Source organism: Bradyrhizobium sp. 2S1 (genome assembly GCF_011516625.5).
Lineage (GTDB): Bacteria > Pseudomonadota > Alphaproteobacteria > Rhizobiales > Xanthobacteraceae > Bradyrhizobium > Bradyrhizobium septentrionale.
This window is the reverse complement of record NZ_CP147717.1, coordinates 6,223,541-6,247,535: the sequence shown is the minus strand read 5'-3', so window position 1 is coordinate 6,247,535 and position 23,995 is coordinate 6,223,541. Positions and strand designations below refer to the sequence as shown.

Here is a 23,995-nt window from a genome sequence, read left to right as displayed (position 1 = left end):
CAACAAGCAAGTACTCCAATCTGGAGTTGATGAGCTTATCTTCCAGCGCGAGTGTAGCCAGTGGCGTGATCAAAAAGGCAACGTCCAGCGATTGATCTCGCCACCATTGCAGCAGACGCAAGGAATCTGCAGCTGTCGCTTTGGGCGGCAGCTGCAATGTGCTGCGGTTGCATAACGCAGACCATAGCTCCCAGGTGCTGGCATCGAATGCCACTCCAGCCACGAGTGCGCAGCAGGCTTCTGGTTGCGGACAAAACGTTTGCACATGCCATGCGACAAGATTGACCAGGCTCCGATGCTCGACCATGACGCCCTTGGGGGTGCCTGACGAGCCCGAGGTGTAGATCACATAGGCCAGATGGCGCGAGGTCAGGCCGAGCGCGCACGGGTCGGGATCGGTGGCCGGCAGCGCCGCCCAGGCCGGGCTCGCCGCCGCCAGATCCACTACCGTCAGATCGCGTAGCGCATCGGCGCCCAGCGCCGATCGTCCCGCCGCATCGGCCAGCAGCAGCGACGGCGCCGCATCCGCAAGCACCTGGCGCAGCCGCGCGCTCGGATAGGCCGGGTCCAGCGGCAGATAGGCCCCACCCGCCTTCAGGATCGCCAACAGCCCCACCACCATCATCGGACTGCGCTGCAGGCAGATCGCCACCGGCTGGTCCGGCGTCACCCCAATTGCGATCAGATGATGCGCCAGCTGGTTGGCCCGCGCATTGAGCTCGCCATAGCTGACGCGCTCCTCCGCGCACACCACCGCCACCGCATCCGGCGCACGGCGCACCTGGGCCTCGAACAGCTCATGGATGCACTGCTGCTCAGGATACGTCACCGCCGTCCGGTTCAGCGCCTCCAACAGGTACGCCCGCTCGTCAGGGGGCAGCAGCTCAATCCGCCCGACCTCTTGCTGCGCATCGGCAACCATCGCCCGCAGCAGCGCCAGCAGATACCCCCGCTGTCGCTCGATCGTCGCCTGATCAAACAGCGCCGTGGCATAACCCAGCGTCCCGGCGATCACCTCGCCATGTTCGCAAAGGTTCAGCTCCAGATCGAACTTGACCTGATCGAACCCCTGCCCCGCAGCCTCCACCAGCAGCCCGGGAAGGTCGAAGGACGGGATGGCGTTGTTCTGCCAGGCCAGCATCACCTGGAACAGCGGGGTGTGATCAAGATGCCGTGGCGGCTGCACGATCTCCACCACCTGCTCAAACGGCAGGTCCTGATGCTCCTGTGCTCCCAAGGCCGTGCGCCGCGTCCGCTCCAACAGCTCCGCCACGCTCGGCGCGCCCGACAGGTCGAGGCGAAGCGCCAGGGCGTTGACGAAGAACCCGATCAACCCTTCGAGCTCGCACCGACCTCGATTGGCGCTCGGCACCCCGATCACAATGTCGTCCTGCCCCGACAGACGCAACAGCACCGCCGCCCACGCCGCCAACACCGTCATGAACAAGGTCGTGCCATGCTGCCGGCTCAGCCGCTTCAGATCCCGCGTCAGATCCGCATCGATCACGACAGGCAGGTTGGCCCCGGCAAACGACTGCTCTGCCGGCCGAGGCCGATCTGTCGGCAGCGCCAGACGGGCCGGCGCGCCAGATAGATTGTTGCGCCAATACTGCGCCTGGCGCTGCAGCCGTTCCCCCGACAGCCACTGCCGCTGCCAGGCGGCATAGTCCGGATACTGGATCGCAAGCGGCGGCAGCGGATCGTCCTGCCCAGCTACGAACGCCCGGTACAGCTGACTGAGTTCGCGCACCAAGACGCCCAGCGACCAGCCATCGGAGACAATGTGATGCTGGGTCAGCAGGAACACGTGCTCCCCATCCGAGGTGCGGATCAGGCGGCCCCGGATCAGCGGCCCGCGCGCCAGATCAAACGGCGTGCGCGCCTCTTCCCGGCACAGATCCAAAAGCGCCGCGTCCGCATCCGGCCTGTCCCGCAGATCGTGCTCGAGCACCGGCAGCCCCGCATCCGGCGGCAGCACCTCAACCCAGGGCTTGCCCTCCGGCGCGACAAAGACGCTACGCAGCGCCTCATGACGCGCCAACACACGGTCAAGGCTGCGCCGCCAGGCGCGGCGGTCGAGCACGCCGCGCAGCCGCAAGGCCAGCGGCACGTGATAGCTCGTGCTATCCTGATCCAGCTGCGCCAAAAACCACAGCCGCTGCTGCGCAAACGACAGCACAAGCGGTTCATCACGCGACACGCCGACAATCGCCGGCAGGTCTTGCGGACCGCAGCGGCTCAACATCTCGACAATGTTCGTCGCCAGATCGGCCAGCACCGGTTTGGCAAACAGCGCCGCCAGCGGCAGCGCTACACCCAGCGCCTGCGACAGCCGGCTCAAGAACTGCACCGCCAAGAGCGAGTGGCCGCCCAGTTCGAAGAAGTGGTCGTGGCGTCCGACCCGCTCCACACCGAGAAGCTCGGCCCAGATCTGCGCCAGCGCCGTCTCGATCTCGCCCTGCGGCGGCGCGTAAGCGCGATGCGCATACGCCTCATCCGCAGGTGCCGGCAGCGCCTGGCGGTCGAGCTTGCCGTTCACCGTCAGCGGCAGCGCCGCCAGCCGCACGAACGCCGCCGGCACCATGTAGTCCGGCAGGTGCGCGCCCACATGCGCCCGCAACGTCGCGGCCAGCTCAGCGCCAGCGCCATCCGGCTCATCCGATCGAGCTTCAGGCGCGCACACCACATAGGCCACCAGCCGCTTCTCGCCGGCGCCATCCTGCTGCGCCACCACCACCGCATCGCGCACCCAGGCATGCTCGATGAGCCGCGCCGCAATCTCCCCCGGCTCGATCCGGAAGCCGCGGATCTTCACCTGGTCGTCGTTGCGGCCCAAAAACTCAAGATTGCCGTCCGGCAGGTAGCGCGCCAGATCGCCAGTGCGGTACAGCCGGTCGCCGTCCACAAACGGGCTGGCGATGAACCGCTCCGCCGTCAGCTCCGGCCGGTTCAGATAGCCGCGCGCCACCCCCGCCCCGCCAATGTAAAGCTCACCCGCCGCGCCAAACGGAACCGGCGCACCATGACCGTCCAGCAGGTACACCCGCGTGTTCGCAATCGGACGGCCGATCGGGACAATGGCTCCATCAAAGCCATCCGGGCAGCTCCACGCTGTGACGTCGATCGCAGCTTCCGTCGGACCATAGAGATTGTGCAGGGCCGTCCAGGGCAATACGCGCCGAACCCTATGCACACTCGCGGCAGCAAGCGACTCCCCGCTGCACAAAAGCCGCCGCAACGACGTGCAGTGCTGAACCCCCGTCGTCTCCATAAAGCTGACCAGCATGGACGGGACGAAGTGGGCCGTCGTGATGCGCTCGCTGATGATCAAGCCGACCAATGCATCGGGATCTTTGTGCGCACCCGGAGGCGCCAGCACCAGCCTTGCCCCTGTAAGCAGCGTCCAGAAGAACTCCCAGGCCGAGACATCGAAGCCAAATGGCGTCTTCTGCAACACGACATCAGTTGCCTTGAGGCCATAGGCGTTTTGCATCCAAATCAAGCGATTGACGACAGCCCGATGCTCATTCTGTGCCCCCTTGGGCGCTCCGGTGGATCCGGAGGTGTAGATCACATAGGCCAGATGGCGCGAGGTCAGGCCGAGCGCGCACGGGTCGGGATCGGTGGCCGGCAGCGCCGCCCAGGCCGGGCTCGCCGCCGCCAGATCCACTACCGTCAGATCGCGTAGCGCATCGGCGCCCAGCGCCGATCGTCCCGCCGCATCGGCCAGCAGCAGCGACGGCGCCGCATCCGCAAGCACCTGGCGCAGCCGCGCGCTCGGATAGGCCGGGTCCAGCGGCAGATAGGCCCCACCCGCCTTCAGGATCGCCAACAGCCCCACCACCATCATCGGACTGCGCTGTAGGCAGATCGCCACCGGCTGGTCCGGCGTCACCCCAATTGCGATCAGATGATGCGCCAGCTGGTTGGCCCGCGCATTGAGCTCGCCATAGCTGACGCGCTCCTCCGCGCGCACCACCGCCACCGCATCCGGCGCACGGCGCACCTGGGCCTCGAACAGCTCATGGATGCACTGCTGCTCAGGATACGTCACCGCCGTCCGGTTCAGCGCCTCCAACAGGTACGCCCGCTCGTCAGGGGGCAGGATGTCCAGCTCCCGCACCGGCGTGGTCGGCGCCCGCTCCAGCGCCTCCGCCAGTTGCGCGAGCGTGTGCTGCATGTAGCCGCAGACCCGATCCGCTGAGACGCCCTCCGCCACCTGCGCCGTCAGCCCGAGTGCCTCGCCAAAATCCTCCACCGACAAGATCAGCGGATAGTTGGTGCGCTCCTCCCCGCCCAGCCATTCCACGCCGGACAGCGCATCATCGGCTGCGGAGGCGGAGATCGCCGCCGGCGTGTTGTGGCGGTAGTTCAACAGCGCGCTGAACAGCGGCGCCGGCGCCGCAACGCCGCTGCAGCGTTGCGCCAGCGCCAGCGAGGCATGCTCATGTGCGAGCAGCTCGGCCAGCCGCGCGTGGGTGGTCCGCACGCTCGCCTCGACCCCGGTCCCGTCCAGGTCAAGCCGCAGCGGCAGCGTGTTGATGAACAGACCCATCGCGCGGTCGCCACCCGCCCCGCCATGCATGCGGCCGAACAGCACCGTGCCGAACACCACCTGCTCGCGGTCGCTGCTGCGCGCCACCACCTGCCCCCAGGCCAGATGGCACAGGCTCGCCAGGCTCACCCCCAGCCGCCGCGCCTGGCTGCGCAATCGCGCGTTGAGCGCCTGCGGCAGCATGCGCCGCGCCTCATGAGCCCCGCGGCCCTCGCCGTGGACCTCGCTCAGCCCAAACGGCGTGGTCGGCTCAGCGATGTCCCCCAGCATCGTCCGGAAGAACTCTTCATGCGCCTCTGCACCCACGCCAAGCCGTGCCGCCGCCACCAGGTTGCGGAACGGCTGCGGGGCTGCCAGCTCATGCTCGCGTCCCTCCAGCACGGCCCGGACCTCGGCATGCATCACCTCCAGCGTGGTGTGATCCCCGATCAGATGATGCTGCAGCTCCAGCAGCAGCCAGCGCGCACTGCCGGGCTCGCGCGCAATCACAAACCGCAACAAGGGCGCCCGGCCAAGCTCGATGCGCTGCCGGCGCGGATCAAACCGATCCTTAAGCTGCGCGGCGCCAGGACCACCAGACCCGTCCAGCTCGACCTCGCTCACCTCCAGCGGCGCGTTCCGCCACACCACCTGGGCCGGGCGCGACAGCCCTTCCCAGACAAACGACGTCCTCAGGATATCGTGCCGACCCACCACCCGCTGAACCGCGGCAAGATAGCGCTCGAGCAGGTCACGATCGGCAAACGCCATCTGCGAGACCAGCAGGTACGGATCGCCCTTTGTCGCCAACAGATGATGGAACAGGATGCCGTCCTGCAGCGGCGACAAGCCATAAATGTCCTGGATGTTGCCGACGCCGCCCGGCACCGTGACGACGATCCGCGCGATCTCGTCCTGCGTCAGCTCGATCAGCGGCAGCATCTCTGGCCTGATCGCCGCACTCTGTTCGCTGATCAGGTTGGCCGGGACCGCCACCTCGTGATGACTGCCGAGGCTCGCGGCCAGATCCGCCAGCACGGGCTTTGCAAACAAGGTCCGCACCTCGACCCCCAGCGACCGCCGCCGCAGCCGCTCCATCAGCTGCACCGCCAAGAGCGAGTGGCCGCCCAGTTCGAAGAAGTGGTCGTGGCGTCCGACCCGCTCCACACCGAGAAGCTCGGCCCAGATCTGCGCCAGCGCCGTCTCGATCTCGCCCTGCGGCGGCGCGTAAGCGCGATGCGCATACGCCTCATCCGCAGGTGCCGGCAGCGCCTGGCGGTCGAGCTTGCCGTTCACCGTCAGCGGCAGCGCCGCCAGCCGCACGAACGCCGCCGGCACCATGTAGTCCGGCAGGTGCGCGCCCACATGCGCCCGCAACGTCGCGGCCAGCTCAGCGCCAGCGCCATCCGGCTCATCCGATCGAGCTTCAGGCGCGCACACCACATAGGCCACCAGCCGCTTCTCGCCGGCGCCATCCTGCTGCGCCACCACCACCGCATCGCGCACCCAGGCATGCTCGATGAGCCGCGCCGCAATCTCCCCCGGCTCGATCCGGAAGCCGCGGATCTTCACCTGGTCGTCGTTGCGGCCCAAAAACTCAAGATTGCCGTCCGGCAGGTAGCGCGCCAGATCGCCAGTGCGGTACAGCCGGTCGCCGTCCACAAACGGGCTGGCGATGAACCGCTCCGCCGTCAGCTCCGGCCGGTTCAGATAGCCGCGCGCCACCCCCGCCCCGCCAATGTAAAGCTCACCCGCCGCGCCAAACGGAACCGGCACACCATGACCGTCAAGCAGGTACACCCGCGTGTTCGCAATCGGACGGCCGATCGGGACAATGGCTCCATCAAATCCATCCGGGCAGCTCCACGTCGTCGCACAGACTGTCCCTTCGGTAGGTCCATAGGCGTTGACAATAGATGCTGCAGGCAGGCGTCGGATGAGTTCAGCCTTCGGCAGCTCTCCAGCAAGAATGAGAGCCTGCGACGCCAAATATTCCACATTCCTGCCTTCCTGAAGCAATGCTGGAGGCAACGTCGCATGGGTGATGGCTTCGCTTCGCAGATAATCCGATAGCTTGTTACCTGCTTGACGGAGCTCATCCGCAGGCAAATGCAATGCGGCTCCTGAGCCCAATGCCATAACCAGCTCCGAGGCGCTGGCATCAAAACCAAAGGAGGCGAACTGCACCACGCGACTGTTTGAACAAACGCCAAAAAGCCTGATCTGAGCCAGCCCCAGATTGACCAGGCCGCGATGCTCGACCATGACGCCCTTGGGGGGGCCTGACGAGCCCGAGGTGTAGATCACATAGGCCAGATGGCGCGAGGTCAGGCCGAGCGCGCACGGGTCGGGATCGGTGGCCGGCAGCGCCGCCCAGGCCGGGCTCGCCGCCGCCAGATCCACTACCGTCAGATCGCGTAGCGCATCGGCGCCCAGCGCCGATCGTCCCGCCGCATCGGCCAGCAGCAGCGACGGCGCCGCATCCGCAAGCACCTGGCGCAGCCGCGCGCTCGGATAGGCCGGGTCCAGCGGCAGATAGGCCCCACCCGCCTTCAGGATCGCCAACAGCCCCACCACCATCATCGGACTGCGCTGTAGGCAGATCGCCACCGGCTGGTCCGGCGTCACCCCAATTGCGATCAGATGATGCGCCAGCTGGTTGGCCCGCGCATTGAGCTCGCCATAGCTGACGCGCTCCTCCGCGCGCACCACCGCCACCGCATCCGGCGCACGGCGCACCTGGGCCTCGAACAGCTCATGGATGCACTGCTGCTCAGGATACGTCACCGCCGTCCGGTTCAGCGCCTCCAACAGGTACGCCCGCTCGTCAGGGGGCAGGATGTCCAGCTCCCGCACCGGCGTGGTCGGCGCCCGCTCCAGCGCCTCCGCCAGTTGCGCGAGCGTGTGCTGCATGTAGCCGCAGACCCGATCCGCTGAGACGCCCTCCGCCACCTGCGCCGTCAGCCCGAGTGCCTCGCCAAAATCCTCCACCGACAAGATCAGCGGATAGTTGGTGCGCTCCTCCCCGCCCAGCCATTCCACGCCGGACAGCGCATCATCGGCTGCGGAGGCGGAGATCGCCGCCGGCGTGTTGTGGCGGTAGTTCAACAGCGCGCTGAACAGCGGCGCCGGCGCCGCAACGCCGCTGCAGCGTTGCGCCAGCGCCAGCGAGGCATGCTCATGTGCGAGCAGCTCGGCCAGCCGCGCGTGGGTGGTCCGCACGCTCGCCTCGACCCCGGTCCCGTCCAGGTCAAGCCGCAGCGGCAGCGTGTTGATGAACAGACCCATCGCGCGGTCGCCACCCGCCCCGCCATGCATGCGGCCGAACAGCACCGTGCCGAACACCACCTGCTCGCGGTCGCTGCTGCGCGCCACCACCTGCCCCCAGGCCAGATGGCACAGGCTCGCCAGGCTCACCCCCAGCCGCCGCGCCTGGCTGCGCAATCGCGCGTTGAGCGCCTGCGGCAGCATGCGCCGCGCCTCATGAGCCCCGCGGCCCTCGCCGTGGACCTCGCTCAGCCCAAACGGCGTGGTCGGCTCAGCGATGTCCCCCAGCATCGTCCGGAAGAACTCTTCATGCGCCTCTGCACCCACGCCAAGCCGTGCCGCCGCCACCAGGTTGCGGAACGGCTGCGGGGCTGCCAGCTCATGCTCGCGTCCCTCCAGCACGGCCCGGACCTCGGCATGCATCACCTCCAGCGTGGTGTGATCCCCGATCAGATGATGCTGCAGCTCCAGCAGCAGCCAGCGCGCACTGCCGGGCTCGCGCGCAATCACAAACCGCAACAAGGGCGCCCGGCCAAGCTCGATGCGCTGCCGGCGCGGATCAAACCGATCCTTAAGCTGCGCGGCGCCAGGACCACCAGACCCGTCCAGCTCGACCTCGCTCACCTCCAGCGGCGCGTTCCGCCACACCACCTGGGCCGGGCGCGACAGCCCTTCCCAGACAAACGACGTCCTCAGGATATCGTGCCGACCCACCACCCGCTGAACCGCGGCAAGATAGCGCTCGAGCAGGTCACGATCGGCAAACGCCATCTGCGAGACCAGCAGGTACGGATCGCCCTTTGTCGCCAACAGATGATGGAACAGGATGCCGTCCTGCAGCGGCGACAAGCCATAAATGTCCTGGATGTTGCCGACGCCGCCCGGCACCGTGACGACGATCCGCGCGATCTCGTCCTGCGTCAGCTCGATCAGCGGCAGCATCTCTGGCCTGATCGCCGCACTCTGTTCGCTGATCAGGTTGGCCGGGACCGCCACCTCGTGATGACTGCCGAGGCTCGCGGCCAGATCCGCCAGCACGGGCTTTGCAAACAAGGTCCGCACCTCGACCCCCAGCGACCGCCGCCGCAGCCGCTCCATCAGCTGCACCGCCAAGAGCGAGTGGCCGCCCAGTTCGAAGAAGTGGTCGTGGCGTCCGACCCGCTCCACACCGAGAAGCTCGGCCCAGATCTGCGCCAGCGCCGTCTCGATCTCGCCCTGCGGCGGCGCGTAAGCGCGATGCGCATACGCCTCATCCGCAGGTGCCGGCAGCGCCTGGCGGTCGAGCTTGCCGTTCACCGTCAGCGGCAGCGCCGCCAGCCGCACGAACGCCGCCGGCACCATGTAGTCCGGCAGGTGCGCGCCCACATGCGCCCGCAACGTCGCGGCCAGCTCAGCGCCAGCGCCATCCGGCTCATCCGATCGAGCTTCAGGCGCGCACACCACATAGGCCACCAGCCGCTTCTCGCCGGCGCCATCCTGCTGCGCCACCACCACCGCATCGCGCACCCAGGCATGCTCGATGAGCCGCGCCGCAATCTCCCCCGGCTCGATCCGGAAGCCGCGGATCTTCACCTGGTCGTCGTTGCGGCCCAAAAACTCAAGATTGCCGTCCGGCAGGTAGCGCGCCAGATCGCCAGTGCGGTACAGCCGGTCGCCGTCCACAAACGGGCTGGCGATGAACCGCTCCGCCGTCAGCTCCGGCCGGTTCAGATAGCCGCGCGCCACCCCCGCCCCGCCAATGTAAAGCTCCCCGACCGCGCCAAACGGAACCGGCGCACCATGACCGTCCAGCAGGTACACCCGCGTGTTCGCAATCGGACGGCCAATCGTCTCGACGACAGTCTCTCCCCGTCGCATGCAAATCCAGGTCGAGTACGTCGTGGTTTCCGAAGGCGCGTACAGATTGCAGATCTTCTCGACCCGACTGCTCTCGAAAGCCTTCTCTATGAGGCCTGCCTGCAGCCGCTCGCCCGCCAAATTGATGACCCTTGTCGAGGGCGGCACGGCTTTGTTATCGACCAGAGCGGCGATCGCCGAGGGGACTGTGTTGATCAAGGAGACATCCAAGGACGTCTGCCCCAGCGTCAACGCACTTTCGACAAGATAAAGCGTGCTTCCTTGTGACAGCGGAACGAAGCACTCATAGATCGACAGATCAAAACTGATCGAGGTGGAGAACAGCATGCGGCTGGTCTCCTCCGCAAACACGCCGCTGCTCCAATGCAGCAGGTTCACGGTGCTCGCATGCTCAATCATGACGCCCTTGGGCGTTCCGGTGGATCCGGAGGTGTAGATCACATAGGCCAGATGGCGCGAGGTCAGGCCGAGCGCGCACGGGTCGGGATCGGTGGCCGGCAGCGCCGCCCAGGCCGGGCTCGCCGCCGCCAGATCCACTACCGTCAGATCGCGTAGCGCATCGGCGCCCAGCGCCGATCGTCCCGCCGCATCGGCCAGCAGCAGCGACGGCGCCGCATCCGCAAGCACCTGGCGCAGCCGCGCGCTCGGATAGGCCGGGTCCAGCGGCAGATAGGCCCCACCCGCCTTCAGGATCGCCAACAGCCCCACCACCATCATCGGACTGCGCTGTAGGCAGATCGCCACCGGCTGGTCCGGCGTCACCCCAATTGCGATCAGATGATGCGCCAGCTGGTTGGCCCGCGCATTGAGCTCGCCATAGCTGACGCGCTCCTCCGCGCACACCACCGCCACCGCATCCGGCGCACGGCGCACCTGGGCCTCGAACAGCTCATGGATGCACTGCTGCTCAGGATACGTCACCGCCGTCCGGTTCAGCGCCTCCAACAGGTACGCCCGCTCGTCAGGGGGCAGGATGTCCAGCTCCCGCACCGGCGTGGTCGGCGCCCGCTCCAGCGCCTCCGCCAGTTGCGCGAGCGTGTGCTGCATGTAGCCGCAGACCCGATCCGCTGAGACGCCCTCCGCCACCTGCGCCGTCAGCCCGAGTGCCTCGCCAAAATCCTCCACCGACAAGATCAGCGGATAGTTGGTGCGCTCCTCCCCGCCCAGCCATTCCACGCCGGACAGCGCATCATCGGCTGCGGAGGCGGAGATCGCCGCCGGCGTGTTGTGGCGGTAGTTCAACAGCGCGCTGAACAGCGGCGCCGGCGCCGCAACGCCGCTGCAGCGTTGCGCCAGCGCCAGCGAGGCATGCTCATGTGCGAGCAGCTCGGCCAGCCGCGCGTGGGTGGTCCGCACGCTCGCCTCGACCCCGGTCCCGTCCAGGTCAAGCCGCAGCGGCAGCGTGTTGATGAACAGACCCATCGCGCGGTCGCCACCCGCCCCGCCATGCATGCGGCCGAACAGCACCGTGCCGAACACCACCTGCTCGCGGTCGCTGCTGCGCGCCACCACCTGCCCCCAGGCCAGATGGCACAGGCTCGCCAGGCTCACCCCCAGCCGCCGCGCCTGGCTGCGCAATCGCGCGTTGAGCGCCTGCGGCAGCATGCGCCGCGCCTCATGAGCCCCGCGGCCCTCGCCGTGGACCTCGCTCAGCCCAAACGGCGTGGTCGGCTCAGCGATGTCCCCCAGCATCGTCCGGAAGAACTCTTCATGCGCCTCTGCACCCACGCCAAGCCGTGCCGCCGCCACCAGGTTGCGGAACGGCTGCGGGGCTGCCAGCTCATGCTCGCGTCCCTCCAGCACGGCCCGGACCTCGGCATGCATCACCTCCAGCGTGGTGTGATCCCCGATCAGATGATGCTGCAGCTCCAGCAGCAGCCAGCGCGCACTGCCGGGCTCGCGCGCAATCACAAACCGCAACAAGGGCGCCCGGCCAAGCTCGATGCGCTGCCGGCGCGGATCAAACCGATCCTTAAGCTGCGCGGCGCCAGGACCACCAGACCCGTCCAGCTCGACCTCGCTCACCTCCAGCGGCGCGTTCCGCCACACCACCTGGGCCGGGCGCGACAGCCCTTCCCAGACAAACGACGTCCTCAGGATATCGTGCCGACCCACCACCCGCTGAACCGCGGCAAGATAGCGCTCGAGCAGGTCACGATCGGCAAACGCCATCTGCGAGACCAGCAGGTACGGATCGCCCTTTGTCGCCAACAGATGATGGAACAGGATGCCGTCCTGCAGCGGCGACAAGCCATAAATGTCCTGGATGTTGCCGACGCCGCCCGGCACCGTGACGACGATCCGCGCGATCTCGTCCTGCGTCAGCTCGATCAGCGGCAGCATCTCTGGCCTGATCGCCGCACTCTGTTCGCTGATCAGGTTGGCCGGGACCGCCACCTCGTGATGACTGCCGAGGCTCGCGGCCAGATCCGCCAGCACGGGCTTTGCAAACAAGGTCCGCACCTCGACCCCCAGCGACCGCCGCCGCAGCCGCTCCATCAGCTGCACCGCCAAGAGCGAGTGGCCGCCCAGTTCGAAGAAGTGGTCGTGGCGTCCGACCCGCTCCACACCGAGAAGCTCGGCCCAGATCTGCGCCAGCGCCGTCTCGATCTCGCCCTGCGGCGGCGCGTAAGCGCGATGCGCATACGCCTCATCCGCAGGTGCCGGCAGCGCCTGGCGGTCGAGCTTGCCGTTCACCGTCAGCGGCAGCGCCGCCAGCCGCACGAACGCCGCCGGCACCATGTAGTCCGGCAGGTGCGCGCCCACATGCGCCCGCAACGTCGCGGCCAGCTCAGCGCCAGCGCCATCCGGCTCATCCGATCGAGCTTCAGGCGCGCACACCACATAGGCCACCAGCCGCTTCTCGCCGGCGCCATCCTGCTGCGCCACCACCACCGCATCGCGCACCCAGGCATGCTCGATGAGCCGCGCCGCAATCTCCCCCGGCTCGATCCGGAAGCCGCGGATCTTCACCTGGTCGTCGTTGCGGCCCAAAAACTCAAGATTGCCGTCCGGCAGGTAGCGCGCCAGATCGCCAGTGCGGTACAGCCGGTCGCCGTCCACAAACGGGCTGGCGATGAACCGCTCCGCCGTCAGCTCCGGCCGGTTCAGATAGCCGCGCGCCACCCCCGCCCCGCCAATGTAAAGCTCCCCGACCGCGCCAAACGGAACCGGCGCACCATGACCGTCCAGCAGGTACACCCGCGTGTTCGCAATCGGACGGCCAATCGTCTCGACGACAGTCTCTCCCCGTCGCATGCAAATCCAGGTCGAGTACGTCGTGGTTTCCGAAGGCGCGTACAGATTGCAGATCTTCTCGACCCGACTGCTCTCGAAAGCCTTCTCTATGAGGCCTGCCTGCAGCCGCTCGCCCGCCAAATTGATGACCCTTGTCGAGGGCGGCACGGCTTTGTTATCGACCAGAGCGGCGATCGCCGAGGGGACTGTGTTGATCAAGGAGACATCCAAGGACGTCTGCCCCAGCGTCAACGCACTTTCGACAAGATAAAGCGTGCTTCCTTGTGACAGCGGAACGAAGCACTCATAGATCGACAGATCAAAACTGATCGAGGTGGAGAACAGCATGCGGCTGGTCTCCTCCGCAAACACGCCGCTGCTCCAATGCAGCAGGTTCACGGTGCTCGCATGCTCAATCATGACGCCCTTGGGCGTTCCGGTGGATCCGGAGGTGTAGATCACATAGGCCAGATGGCGCGAGGTCAGGCCGAGCGCGCACGGGTCGGGATCGGTGGCCGGCAGCGCCGCCCAGGCCGGGCTCGCCGCCGCCAGATCCACTACCGTCAGATCGCGTAGCGCATCGGCGCCCAGCGCCGATCGTCCCGCCGCATCGGCCAGCAGCAGCGACGGCGCCGCATCCGCAAGCACCTGGCGCAGCCGCGCGTTCGGATAGGCCGGGTCCAGCGGCAGATAGGCCCCACCCGCCTTCAGGATCGCCAACAGCCCCACCACCATCATCGGACTGCGCTGTAGGCAGATCGCCACCGGCTGGTCCGGCGTCACCCCAATTGCGATCAGATGATGCGCCAGCTGGTTGGCCCGCGCATTGAGCTCGCCATAGCTGACGCGCTCCTCCGCGCACACCACCGCCACCGCATCCGGCGCACGGCGCACCTGGGCCTCGAACAGCTCATGGATGCACTGCTGCTCAGGATACGTCACCGCCGTCCGGTTCAGCGCCTCCAACAGGTACGCCCGCTCGTCAGGGGGCAGGATGTCCAGCTCCCGCACCGGCGTGGTCGGCGCCCGCTCCAGCGCCTCCGCCAGTTGCGCGAGCGTGTGCTGCATGTAGCCGCAGACCCGATCCGCTGAGACGCCCTCCGCCACCTGCGCCGTCAGCCCGAGTGCCTCGCCAAAATCCTCCACCGACAAGATCAGCGGATAGTTGGTGCGCTCCTCCCCGCCCAGCCATTCCACGCCGGACAGCGCATCATCGGCTGCGGAGGCGGAGATCGCCGCCGGCGTGTTGTGGCGGTAGTTCAACAGCGCGCTGAACAGCGGCGCCGGCGCCGCAACGCCGCTGCAGCGTTGCGCCAGCGCCAGCGAGGCATGCTCATGTGCGAGCAGCTCGGCCAGCCGCGCGTGGGTGGTCCGCACGCTCGCCTCGACCCCGGTCCCGTCCAGGTCAAGCCGCAGCGGCAGCGTGTTGATGAACAGACCCATCGCGCGGTCGCCACCCGCCCCGCCATGCATGCGGCCGAACAGCACCGTGCCGAACACCACCTGCTCGCGGTCGCTGCTGCGCGCCACCACCTGCCCCCAGGCCAGATGGCACAGGCTCGCCAGGCTCACCCCCAGCCGCCGCGCCTGGCTGCGCAATCGCGCGTTGAGCGCCTGCGGCAGCATGCGCCGCGCCTCATGAGCCCCGCGGCCCTCGCCGTGGACCTCGCTCAGCCCAAACGGCGTGGTCGGCTCAGCGATGTCCCCCAGCATCGTCCGGAAGAACTCTTCATGCGCCTCTGCACCCACGCCAAGCCGTGCCGCCGCCACCAGGTTGCGGAACGGCTGCGGGGCTGCCAGCTCATGCTCGCGTCCCTCCAGCACGGCCCGGACCTCGGCATGCATCACCTCCAGCGTGGTGTGATCCCCGATCAGATGATGCTGCAGCTCCAGCAGCAGCCAGCGCGCACTGCCGGGCTCGCGCGCAATCACAAACCGCAACAAGGGCGCCCGGCCAAGCTCGATGCGCTGCCGGCGCGGATCAAACCGATCCTTAAGCTGCGCGGCGCCAGGACCACCAGACCCGTCCAGCTCGACCTCGCTCACCTCCAGCGGCGCGTTCCGCCACACCACCTGGGCCGGGCGCGACAGCCCTTCCCAGACAAACGACGTCCTCAGGATATCGTGCCGACCCACCACCCGCTGAACCGCGGCAAGATAGCGCTCGAGCAGGTCACGATCGGCAAACGCCATCTGCGAGACCAGCAGGTACGGATCGCCCTTTGTCGCCAACAGATGATGGAACAGGATGCCGTCCTGCAGCGGCGACAAGCCATAAATGTCCTGGATGTTGCCGACGCCGCCCGGCACCGTGACGACGATCCGCGCGATCTCGTCCTGCGTCAGCTCGATCAGCGGCAGCATCTCTGGCCTGATCGCCGCACTCTGTTCGCTGATCAGGTTGGCCGGGACCGCCACCTCGTGATGACTGCCGAGGCTCGCGGCCAGATCCGCCAGCACGGGCTTTGCAAACAAGGTCCGCACCTCGACCCCCAGCGACCGCCGCCGCAGCCGCTCCATCAACTGCACCGCCAAGAGCGAGTGGCCGCCCAGTTCGAAGAAGTGGTCGTGGCGTCCGACCCGCTCCACACCGAGAAGCTCGGCCCAGATCTGCGCCAGCGCCGTCTCGATCTCGCCCTGCGGCGGCGCGTAAGCGCGATGCGCATACGCCTCATCCGCAGGTGCCGGCAGCGCCTGGCGGTCGAGCTTGCCGTTCACCGTCAGCGGCAGCGCCGCCAGCCGCACGAACGCCGCCGGCACCATGTAGTCCGGCAGGTGCGCGCCCACATGCGCCCGCAACGTCGCGGCCAGCTCAGCGCCAGCGCCATCCGGCTCATCCGATCGAGCTTCAGGCGCGCACACCACATAGGCCACCAGCCGCTTCTCGCCGGCGCCATCCTGCTGCGCCACCACCACCGCATCGCGCACCCAGGCATGCTCGATGAGCCGCGCCGCAATCTCCCCCGGCTCGATCCGGAAGCCGCGGATCTTCACCTGGTCGTCGTTGCGGCCCAAAAACTCAAGATTGCCGTCCGGCAGGTAGCGCGCCAGATCGCCAGTGCGGTACAGCCGGTCGCCGTCCACAAACGGGCTGGCGATGAACCGCTCCGCCGTCAGCTCCGGCCGGTTCAGATAGCCGCGCGCCACCCCCGCCCCGCCAATGTAAAGCTCACCCGCCGCGCCAAACGGAACCGGCGCACCATGACCGTCCAGCAGGTACACCCGCGTGTTCGCAATCGGACGGCCGATATGCGGCACAGCGTTGTCGCTGAAGAGCCGTCCTGAGGTCGCCACGACCGTAGCTTCAGTAGGCCCATAGTTGTTGATTAGCTTCAGAGGCGACAGAGGCCCAGGCACACGCTGGAGACGTTCCCCGCCAACAAGCAAGTACTCCAATCTGGAGTTGATGAGCTTATCTTCCAGCGCGAGTGTAGCCAGTGGCGTGATCAAAAAGGCAACGTCCAGCGATTGATCTCGCCACCATTGCAGCAGACGCAAGGAATCTGCAGCTGTCGCTTTGGGCGGCAGCTGCAATGTGCTGCGGTTGCATAACGCAGACCATAGCTCCCAGGTGCTGGCATCGAATGCCACTCCAGCCACGAGTGCGCAGCAGGCTTCTGGTTGCGGACAAAACGTTTGCACATGCCATGCGACAAGATTGACCAGGCTCCGATGCTCGACCATGACGCCCTTGGGGGGGCCTGACGAGCCCGAGGTGTAGATCACATAGGCCAGATGGCGCGAGGTCAGGCCGAGCGCGCACGGGTCGGGATCGGTGGCCGGCAGCGCCGCCCAGGCCGGGCTCGCCGCCGCCAGATCCACTACCGTCAGATCGCGTAGCGCATCGGCGCCCAGCGCCGATCGTCCCGCCGCATCGGCCAGCAGCAGCGACGGCGCCGCATCCGCAAGCACCTGGCGCAGCCGCGCGCTCGGATAGGCCGGGTCCAGCGGCAGATAGGCCCCACCCGCCTTCAGGATCGCCAACAGCCCCACCACCATCATCGGACTGCGCTGCAGGCAGATCGCCACCGGCTGGTCCGGCGTCACCCCAATTGCGATCAGATGATGCGCCAGCTGGTTGGCCCGCGCATTGAGCTCGCCATAGCTGACGCGCTCCTCCGCGCACACCACCGCCACCGCATCCGGCGCACGGCGCACCTGGGCCTCGAACAGCTCATGGATGCACTGCTGCTCAGGATACGTCACCGCCGTCCGGTTCAGCGCCTCCAACAGGTACGCCCGCTCGTCAGGGGGCAGGATGTCCAGCTCCCGCACCGGCGTGGTCGGCGCCCGCTCCAGCGCCTCCGCCAGTTGCGCGAGCGTGTGCTGCATGTAGCCGCAGACCCGATCCGCTGAGACGCCCTCCGCCACCTGCGCCGTCAGCCCGAGTGCCTCGCCAAAATCCTCCACCGACAAGATCAGCGGATAGTTGGTGCGCTCCTCCCCGCCCAGCCATTCCACGCCGGACAGCGCATCATCGGCTGCGGAGGCGGAGATCGCCGCCGGCGTGTTGTGGCGGTAGTTCAACAGCGCGCTGAACAGCGGCGCCGGCGCCGCAACGCCGCTGCAGCGTTGCGCCAGCGCCAGCGAGGCATGCTCATGTGCGAGCAGCTCGGCCAGCCGCGCGTGGGTGGTCCGCACGCTCGCCTCGACCCCGGTCCCGTCCAGGTCAAGCCGCAGCGGCAGCGTGTTGATGAACAGACCCATCGCGCGGTCGCCACCCGCCCCGCCATGCATGCGGCCGAACAGCACCGTGCCGAACACCACCTGCTCGCGGTCGCTGCTGCGCGCCACCACCTGCCCCCAGGCCAGATGGCACAGGCTCGCCAGGCTCACCCCCAGCCGCCGCGCCTGGCTGCGCAATCGCGCGTTGAGCGCCTGCGGCAGCATGCGCCGCGCCTCATGAGCCCCGCGGCCCTCGCCGTGGACCTCGCTCAGCCCAAACGGCGTGGTCGGCTCAGCGATGTCCCCCAGCATCGTCCGGAAGAACTCTTCATGCGCCTCTGCACCCACGCCAAGCCGTGCCGCCGCCACCAGGTTGCGGAACGGCTGCGGGGCTGCCAGCTCATGCTCGCGTCCCTCCAGCACGGCCCGGACCTCGGCATGCATCACCTCCAGCGTGGTGTGATCCCCGATCAGATGATGCTGCAGCTCCAGCAGCAGCCAGCGCGCACTGCCGGGCTCGCGCGCAATCACAAACCGCAACAAGGGCGCCCGGCCAAGCTCGATGCGCTGCCGGCGCGGATCAAACCGATCCTTAAGCTGCGCGGCGCCAGGACCACCAGACCCGTCCAGCTCGACCTCGCTCACCTCCAGCGGCGCGTTCCGCCACACCACCTGGGCCGGGCGCGACAGCCCTTCCCAGACAAACGACGTCCTCAGGATATCGTGCCGACCCACCACCCGCTGAACCGCGGCAAGATAGCGCTCGAGCAGGTCACGATCGGCAAACGCCATCTGCGAGACCAGCAGGTACGGATCGCCCTTTGTCGCCAACAGATGATGGAACAGGATGCCGTCCTGCAGCGGCGACAAGCCATAAATGTCCTGGATGTTGCCGACGCCGCCCGGCACCGTGACGACGATCCGCGCGATCTCGTCCTGCGTCAGCTCGATCAGCGGCAGCATCTCTGGCCTGATCGCCGCACTCTGTTCGCTGATCAGGTTGGCCGGGACCGCCACCTCGTGATGACTGCCGAGGCTCGCGGCCAGATCCGCCAGCACGGGCTTTGCAAACAAGGTCCGCACCTCGACCCCCAGCGACCGCCGCCGCAGCCGCTCCATCAGCTGCACCGCCAAGAGCGAGTGGCCGCCCAGTTCGAAGAAGTGGTCGTGGCGTCCGACCCGCTCCACACCGAGAAGCTCGGCCCAGATCTGCGCCAGCGCCGTCTCGATCTCGCCCTGCGGCGGCGCGTAAGCGCGATGCGCATACGCCTCATCCGCAGGTGCCGGCAGCGCCTGGCGGTCGAGCTTGCCGTTCACCGTCAGCGGCAGCGCCGCCAGCCGCACGAACGCCGCCGGCACCATGTAGTCCGGCAGGTGCGCGCCCACATGCGCCCGCAACGTCGCGGCCAGCTCAGCGCCAGCGCCATCCGGCTCATCCGATCGAGCTTCAGGCGCGCACACCACATAGGCCACCAGCCGCTTCTCGCCGGCGCCATCCTGCTGCGCCACCACCACCGCATCGCGCACCCAGGCATGCTCGATGAGCCGCGCCGCAATCTCCCCCGGCTCGATCCGGAAGCCGCGGATCTTCACCTGGTCGTCGTTGCGGCCCAAAAACTCAAGATTGCCGTCCGGCAGGTAGCGCGCCAGATCGCCAGTGCGGTACAGCCGGTCGCCGTCCACAAACGGGCTGGCGATGAACCGCTCCGCCGTCAGCTCCGGCCGGTTCAGATAGCCGCGCGCCACCCCCGCCCCGCCAATGTAAAGCTCCCCGACCGCGCCAAACGGAACCGGCGCACCATGACCGTCCAGCAGGTACACCCGCGTGTTCGCGATCGGACGGCCGATATGCGGCACAGCGTTGTCGCTGAAGAGCCGTCCTGAGGTCGCCACGACCGTAGCTTCAGTAGGCCCATAGTTGTTGATTAGCTTCAGAGGCGACAGAGGCCCAGGCACACGCTGGAGACGTTCCCCGCCAACAAGCAAGTACTCCAATCTGGAGTTGATGAGCTTATCTTCCAGCGCGAGTGTAGCCAGTGGCGTGATCAAAAAGGCAACGTCCAGCGATTGATCTCGCCACCATTGCAGCAGACGCAAGGAATCTGCAGCTGTCGCTTTGGGCGGCAGCTGCAATGTGCTGCGGTTGCATAACGCAGACCATAGCTCCCAGGTGCTGGCATCGAATGCCACTCCAGCCACGAGTGCGCAGCAGGCTTCTGGTTGCGGACAAAACGTTTGCACATGCCATGCGACAAGATTGACCAGGCTCCGATGCTCGACCATGACGCCCTTGGGGGTGCCTGACGAGCCCGAGGTGTAGATCACATAGGCCAGATGGCGCGAGGTCAGGCCGAGCGCGCACGGGTCGGGATCGGTGGCCGGCAGCGCCGCCCAGGCCGGGCTCGCCGCCGCCAGATCCACTACCGTCAGATCGCGTAGCGCATCGGCGCCCAGCGCCGATCGTCCCGCCGCATCGGCCAGCAGCAGCGACGGCGCCGCATCCGCAAGCACCTGGCGCAGCCGCGCGCTCGGATAGGCCGGGTCCAGCGGCAGATAGGCCCCACCCGCCTTCAGGATCGCCAACAGCCCCACCACCATCATCGGACTGCGCTGCAGGCAGATCGCCACCGGCTGGTCCGGCGTCACCCCAATTGCGATCAGATGATGCGCCAGCTGGTTGGCCCGCGCATTGAGCTCGCCATAGCTGACGCGCTCCTCCGCGCACACCACCGCCACCGCATCCGGCGCACGGCGCACCTGGGCCTCGAACAGCTCATGGATGCACTGCTGCTCAGGATACGTCACCGCCGTCCGGTTCAGCGCCTCCAACAGGTACGCCCGCTCGTCAGGGGGCAGCAGCTCAATCCGCCCGACCTCTTGCTGCGCATCGGCAACCATCGCCCGCAGCAGCGCCAGCAGATACCCCCGCTGTCGCTCGATCGTCGCCTGATCAAACAGCGCCGTGGCATAACCCAGCGTCCCGGCGATCACCTCGCCATGTTCGCAAAGGTTCAGCTCCAGATCGAACTTGACCTGATCGAACCCCTGCCCCGCAGCCTCCACCAGCAGCCCGGGAAGGTCGAAGGACGGGATGGCGTTGTTCTGCCAGGCCAGCATCACCTGGAACAGCGGGGTGTGATCAAGATGCCGTGGCGGCTGCACGATCTCCACCACCTGCTCAAACGGCAGGTCCTGATGCTCCTGTGCTCCCAAGGCCGTGCGCCGCGTCCGCTCCAACAGCTCCGCCACGCTCGGCGCGCCCGACAGGTCGAGGCGAAGCGCCAGGGCGTTGACGAAGAACCCGATCAACCCTTCGAGCTCGCACCGACCTCGATTGGCGCTCGGCACCCCGATCACAATGTCGTCCTGCCCCGACAGACGCAACAGCACCGCCGCCCACGCCGCCAACACCGTCATGAACAAGGTCGTGCCATGCTGCCGGCTCAGCCGCTTCAGATCCCGCGTCAGATCCGCATCGATCACGACAGGCAGGTTGGCCCCGGCAAACGACTGCTCTGCCGGCCGAGGCCGATCTGTCGGCAGCGCCAGACGGGCCGGCGCGCCAGATAGATTGTTGCGCCAATACTGCGCCTGGCGCTGCAGCCGTTCCCCCGACAGCCACTGCCGCTGCCAGGCGGCATAGTCCGGATACTGGATCGCAAGCGGCGGCAGCGGATCGTCCTGCCCAGCTACGAACGCCCGGTACAGCTGACTGAGTTCGCGCACCAAGACGCCCAGCGACCAGCCATCGGAGACAATGTGATGCTGGGTCAGCAGGAACACGTGCTCCCCATCCGAGGTGCGGATCAGGCGGCCCCGGATCAGCGGCCCGCGCGCCAGATCAAACGGCGTGCGCGCCTCTTCCCGGCACAGATCCAAAAGCGCCGCGTCCGCATCCGGCCTGTCCCGCAGATCGTGCTCGAGCACCGGCAGCCCCGCATCCGGCGGCAGCACCTCAACCCAGGGCTTGCCCTCCGGCGCGACAAAGACGCTACGCAGCGCCTCATGACGCGCCAACACACGGTCAAGGCTGCGCCGCCAGGCGCGGCGGTCGAGCACGCCGCGCAGCCGCAAGGCCAGCGGCACGTGATAGCTCGTGCTATCCTGATCCAGCTGCGCCAAAAACCACAGCCGCTGCTGCGCAAACGACAGCACAAGCGGTTCATCACGCGACACGCCGACAATCGCCGGCAGGTCTTGCGGACCGCAGCGGCTCAACATCTCGACAATGTTCGTCGCCAGATCGGCCAGCACCGGTTTGGCAAACAGCGCCGCCAGCGGCAGCGCTACACCCAGCGCCTGCGACAGCCGGCTCAAGAACTGCACCGCCAAGAGCGAGTGGCCGCCCAGTTCGAAGAAGTGGTCGTGGCGTCCGACCCGCTCCACACCGAGAAGCTCGGCCCAGATCTGCGCCAGCGCCGTCTCGATCTCGCCCTGCGGCGGCGCGTAAGCGCGATGCGCATACGCCTCATCCGCAGGTGCCGGCAGCGCCTGGCGGTCGAGCTTGCCGTTCACCGTCAGCGGCAGCGCCGCCAGCCGCACGAACGCCGCCGGCACCATGTAGTCCGGCAGGTGCGCGCCCACATGCGCCCGCAACGTCGCGGCCAGCTCAGCGCCAGCGCCATCCGGCTCATCCGATCGAGCTTCAGGCGCGCACACCACATAGGCCACCAGCCGCTTCTCGCCGGCGCCATCCTGCTGCGCCACCACCACCGCATCGCGCACCCAGGCATGCTCGATGAGCCGCGCCGCAATCTCCCCCGGCTCGATCCGGAAGCCGCGGATCTTCACCTGGTCGTCGTTGCGGCCCAAAAACTCAAGATTGCCGTCCGGCAGGTAGCGCGCCAGATCGCCAGTGCGGTACAGCCGGTCGCCGTCCACAAACGGGCTGGCGATGAACCGCTCCGCCGTCAGCTCCGGCCGGTTCAGATAGCCGCGCGCCACCCCCGCCCCGCCAATGTAAAGCTCCCCGACCGCGCCAAACGGAACCGGCGCACCATGACCGTCCAGCAGGTACACCCGCGTGTTCGCAATCGGACGGCCAATCGTCTCGACGACAGTCTCTCCCCGTCGCATGCAAATCCAGGTCGAGTACGTCGTGGTTTCCGAAGGCGCGTACAGATTGCAGATCTTCTCGACCCGACTGCTCTCGAAAGCCTTCTCTATGAGGCCTGCCTGCAGCCGCTCGCCCGCCAAATTGATGACCCTTGTCGAGGGCGGCACGGCTTTGTTATCGACCAGAGCGGCGATCGCCGAGGGGACTGTGTTGATCAAGGAGACATCCAAGGACGTCTGCCCCAGCGTCAACGCACTTTCGACAAGATAAAGCGTGCTTCCTTGTGACAGCGGAACGAAGCACTCATAGATCGACAGATCAAAACTGATCGAGGTGGAGAACAGCATGCGGCTGGTCTCCTCCGCAAACACGCCGCTGCTCCAATGCAGCAGGTTCACGGTGCTCGCATGCTCAATCATGACGCCCTTGGGCGTTCCGGTGGATCCGGAGGTGTAGATCACATAGGCCAGATGGCGCGAGGTCAGGCCGAGCGCGCACGGGTCGGGATCGGTGGCCGGCAGCGCCGCCCAGGCCGGGCTCGCCGCCGCCAGATCCACTACCGTCAGATCGCGTAGCGCATCGGCGCCCAGCGCCGATCGTCCCGCCGCATCGGCCAGCAGCAGCGACGGCGCCGCATCCGCAAGCACCTGGCGCAGCCGCGCGTTCGGATAGGCCGGGTCCAGCGGCAGATAGGCCCCACCCGCCTTCAGGATCGCCAACAGCCCCACCACCATCATCGGACTGCGCTGTAGGCAGATCGCCACCGGCTGGTCCGGCGTCACCCCAATTGCGATCAGATGATGCGCCAGCTGGTTGGCCCGCGCATTGAGCTCGCCATAGCTGACGCGCTCCTCCGCGCACACCACCGCCACCGCATCCGGCGCACGGCGCACCTGGGCCTCGAACAGCTCATGGATGCACTGCTGCTCAGGATACGTCACCGCCGTCCGGTTCAGCGCCTCCAACAGGTACGCCCGCTCGTCAGGGGGCAGGATGTCCAGCTCCCGCACCGGCGTGGTCGGCGCCCGCTCCAGCGCCTCCGCCAGTTGCGCGAGCGTGTGCTGCATGTAGCCGCAGACCCGATCCGCTGAGACGCCCTCCGCCACCTGCGCCGTCAGCCCGAGTGCCTCGCCAAAATCCTCCACCGACAAGATCAGCGGATAGTTGGTGCGCTCCTCCCCGCCCAGCCATTCCACGCCGGACAGCGCATCATCGGCTGCGGAGGCGGAGATCGCCGCCGGCGTGTTGTGGCGGTAGTTCAACAGCGCGCTGAACAGCGGCGCCGGCGCCGCAACGCCGCTGCAGCGTTGCGCCAGCGCCAGCGAGGCATGCTCATGTGCGAGCAGCTCGGCCAGCCGCGCGTGGGTGGTCCGCACGCT

1 protein-coding gene (only partly in view) is annotated in these 23,995 nt (G+C 67.5%); it reads right to left on the bottom strand.

Every position in this 23,995-nt window falls within one protein-coding gene, locus tag HAP54_RS29395, for a non-ribosomal peptide synthase/polyketide synthase, read on the bottom strand. The gene is 71,394 nt long; 5,111 of those nucleotides lie to the left of the window and 42,288 to its right, leaving coding positions 42,289-66,283 in view, spanning codon 14,097 (complete) through codon 22,095 (partial); reading right to left, the first codon wholly in view occupies positions 23,993 to 23,995. The start codon and the stop codon both lie outside this window.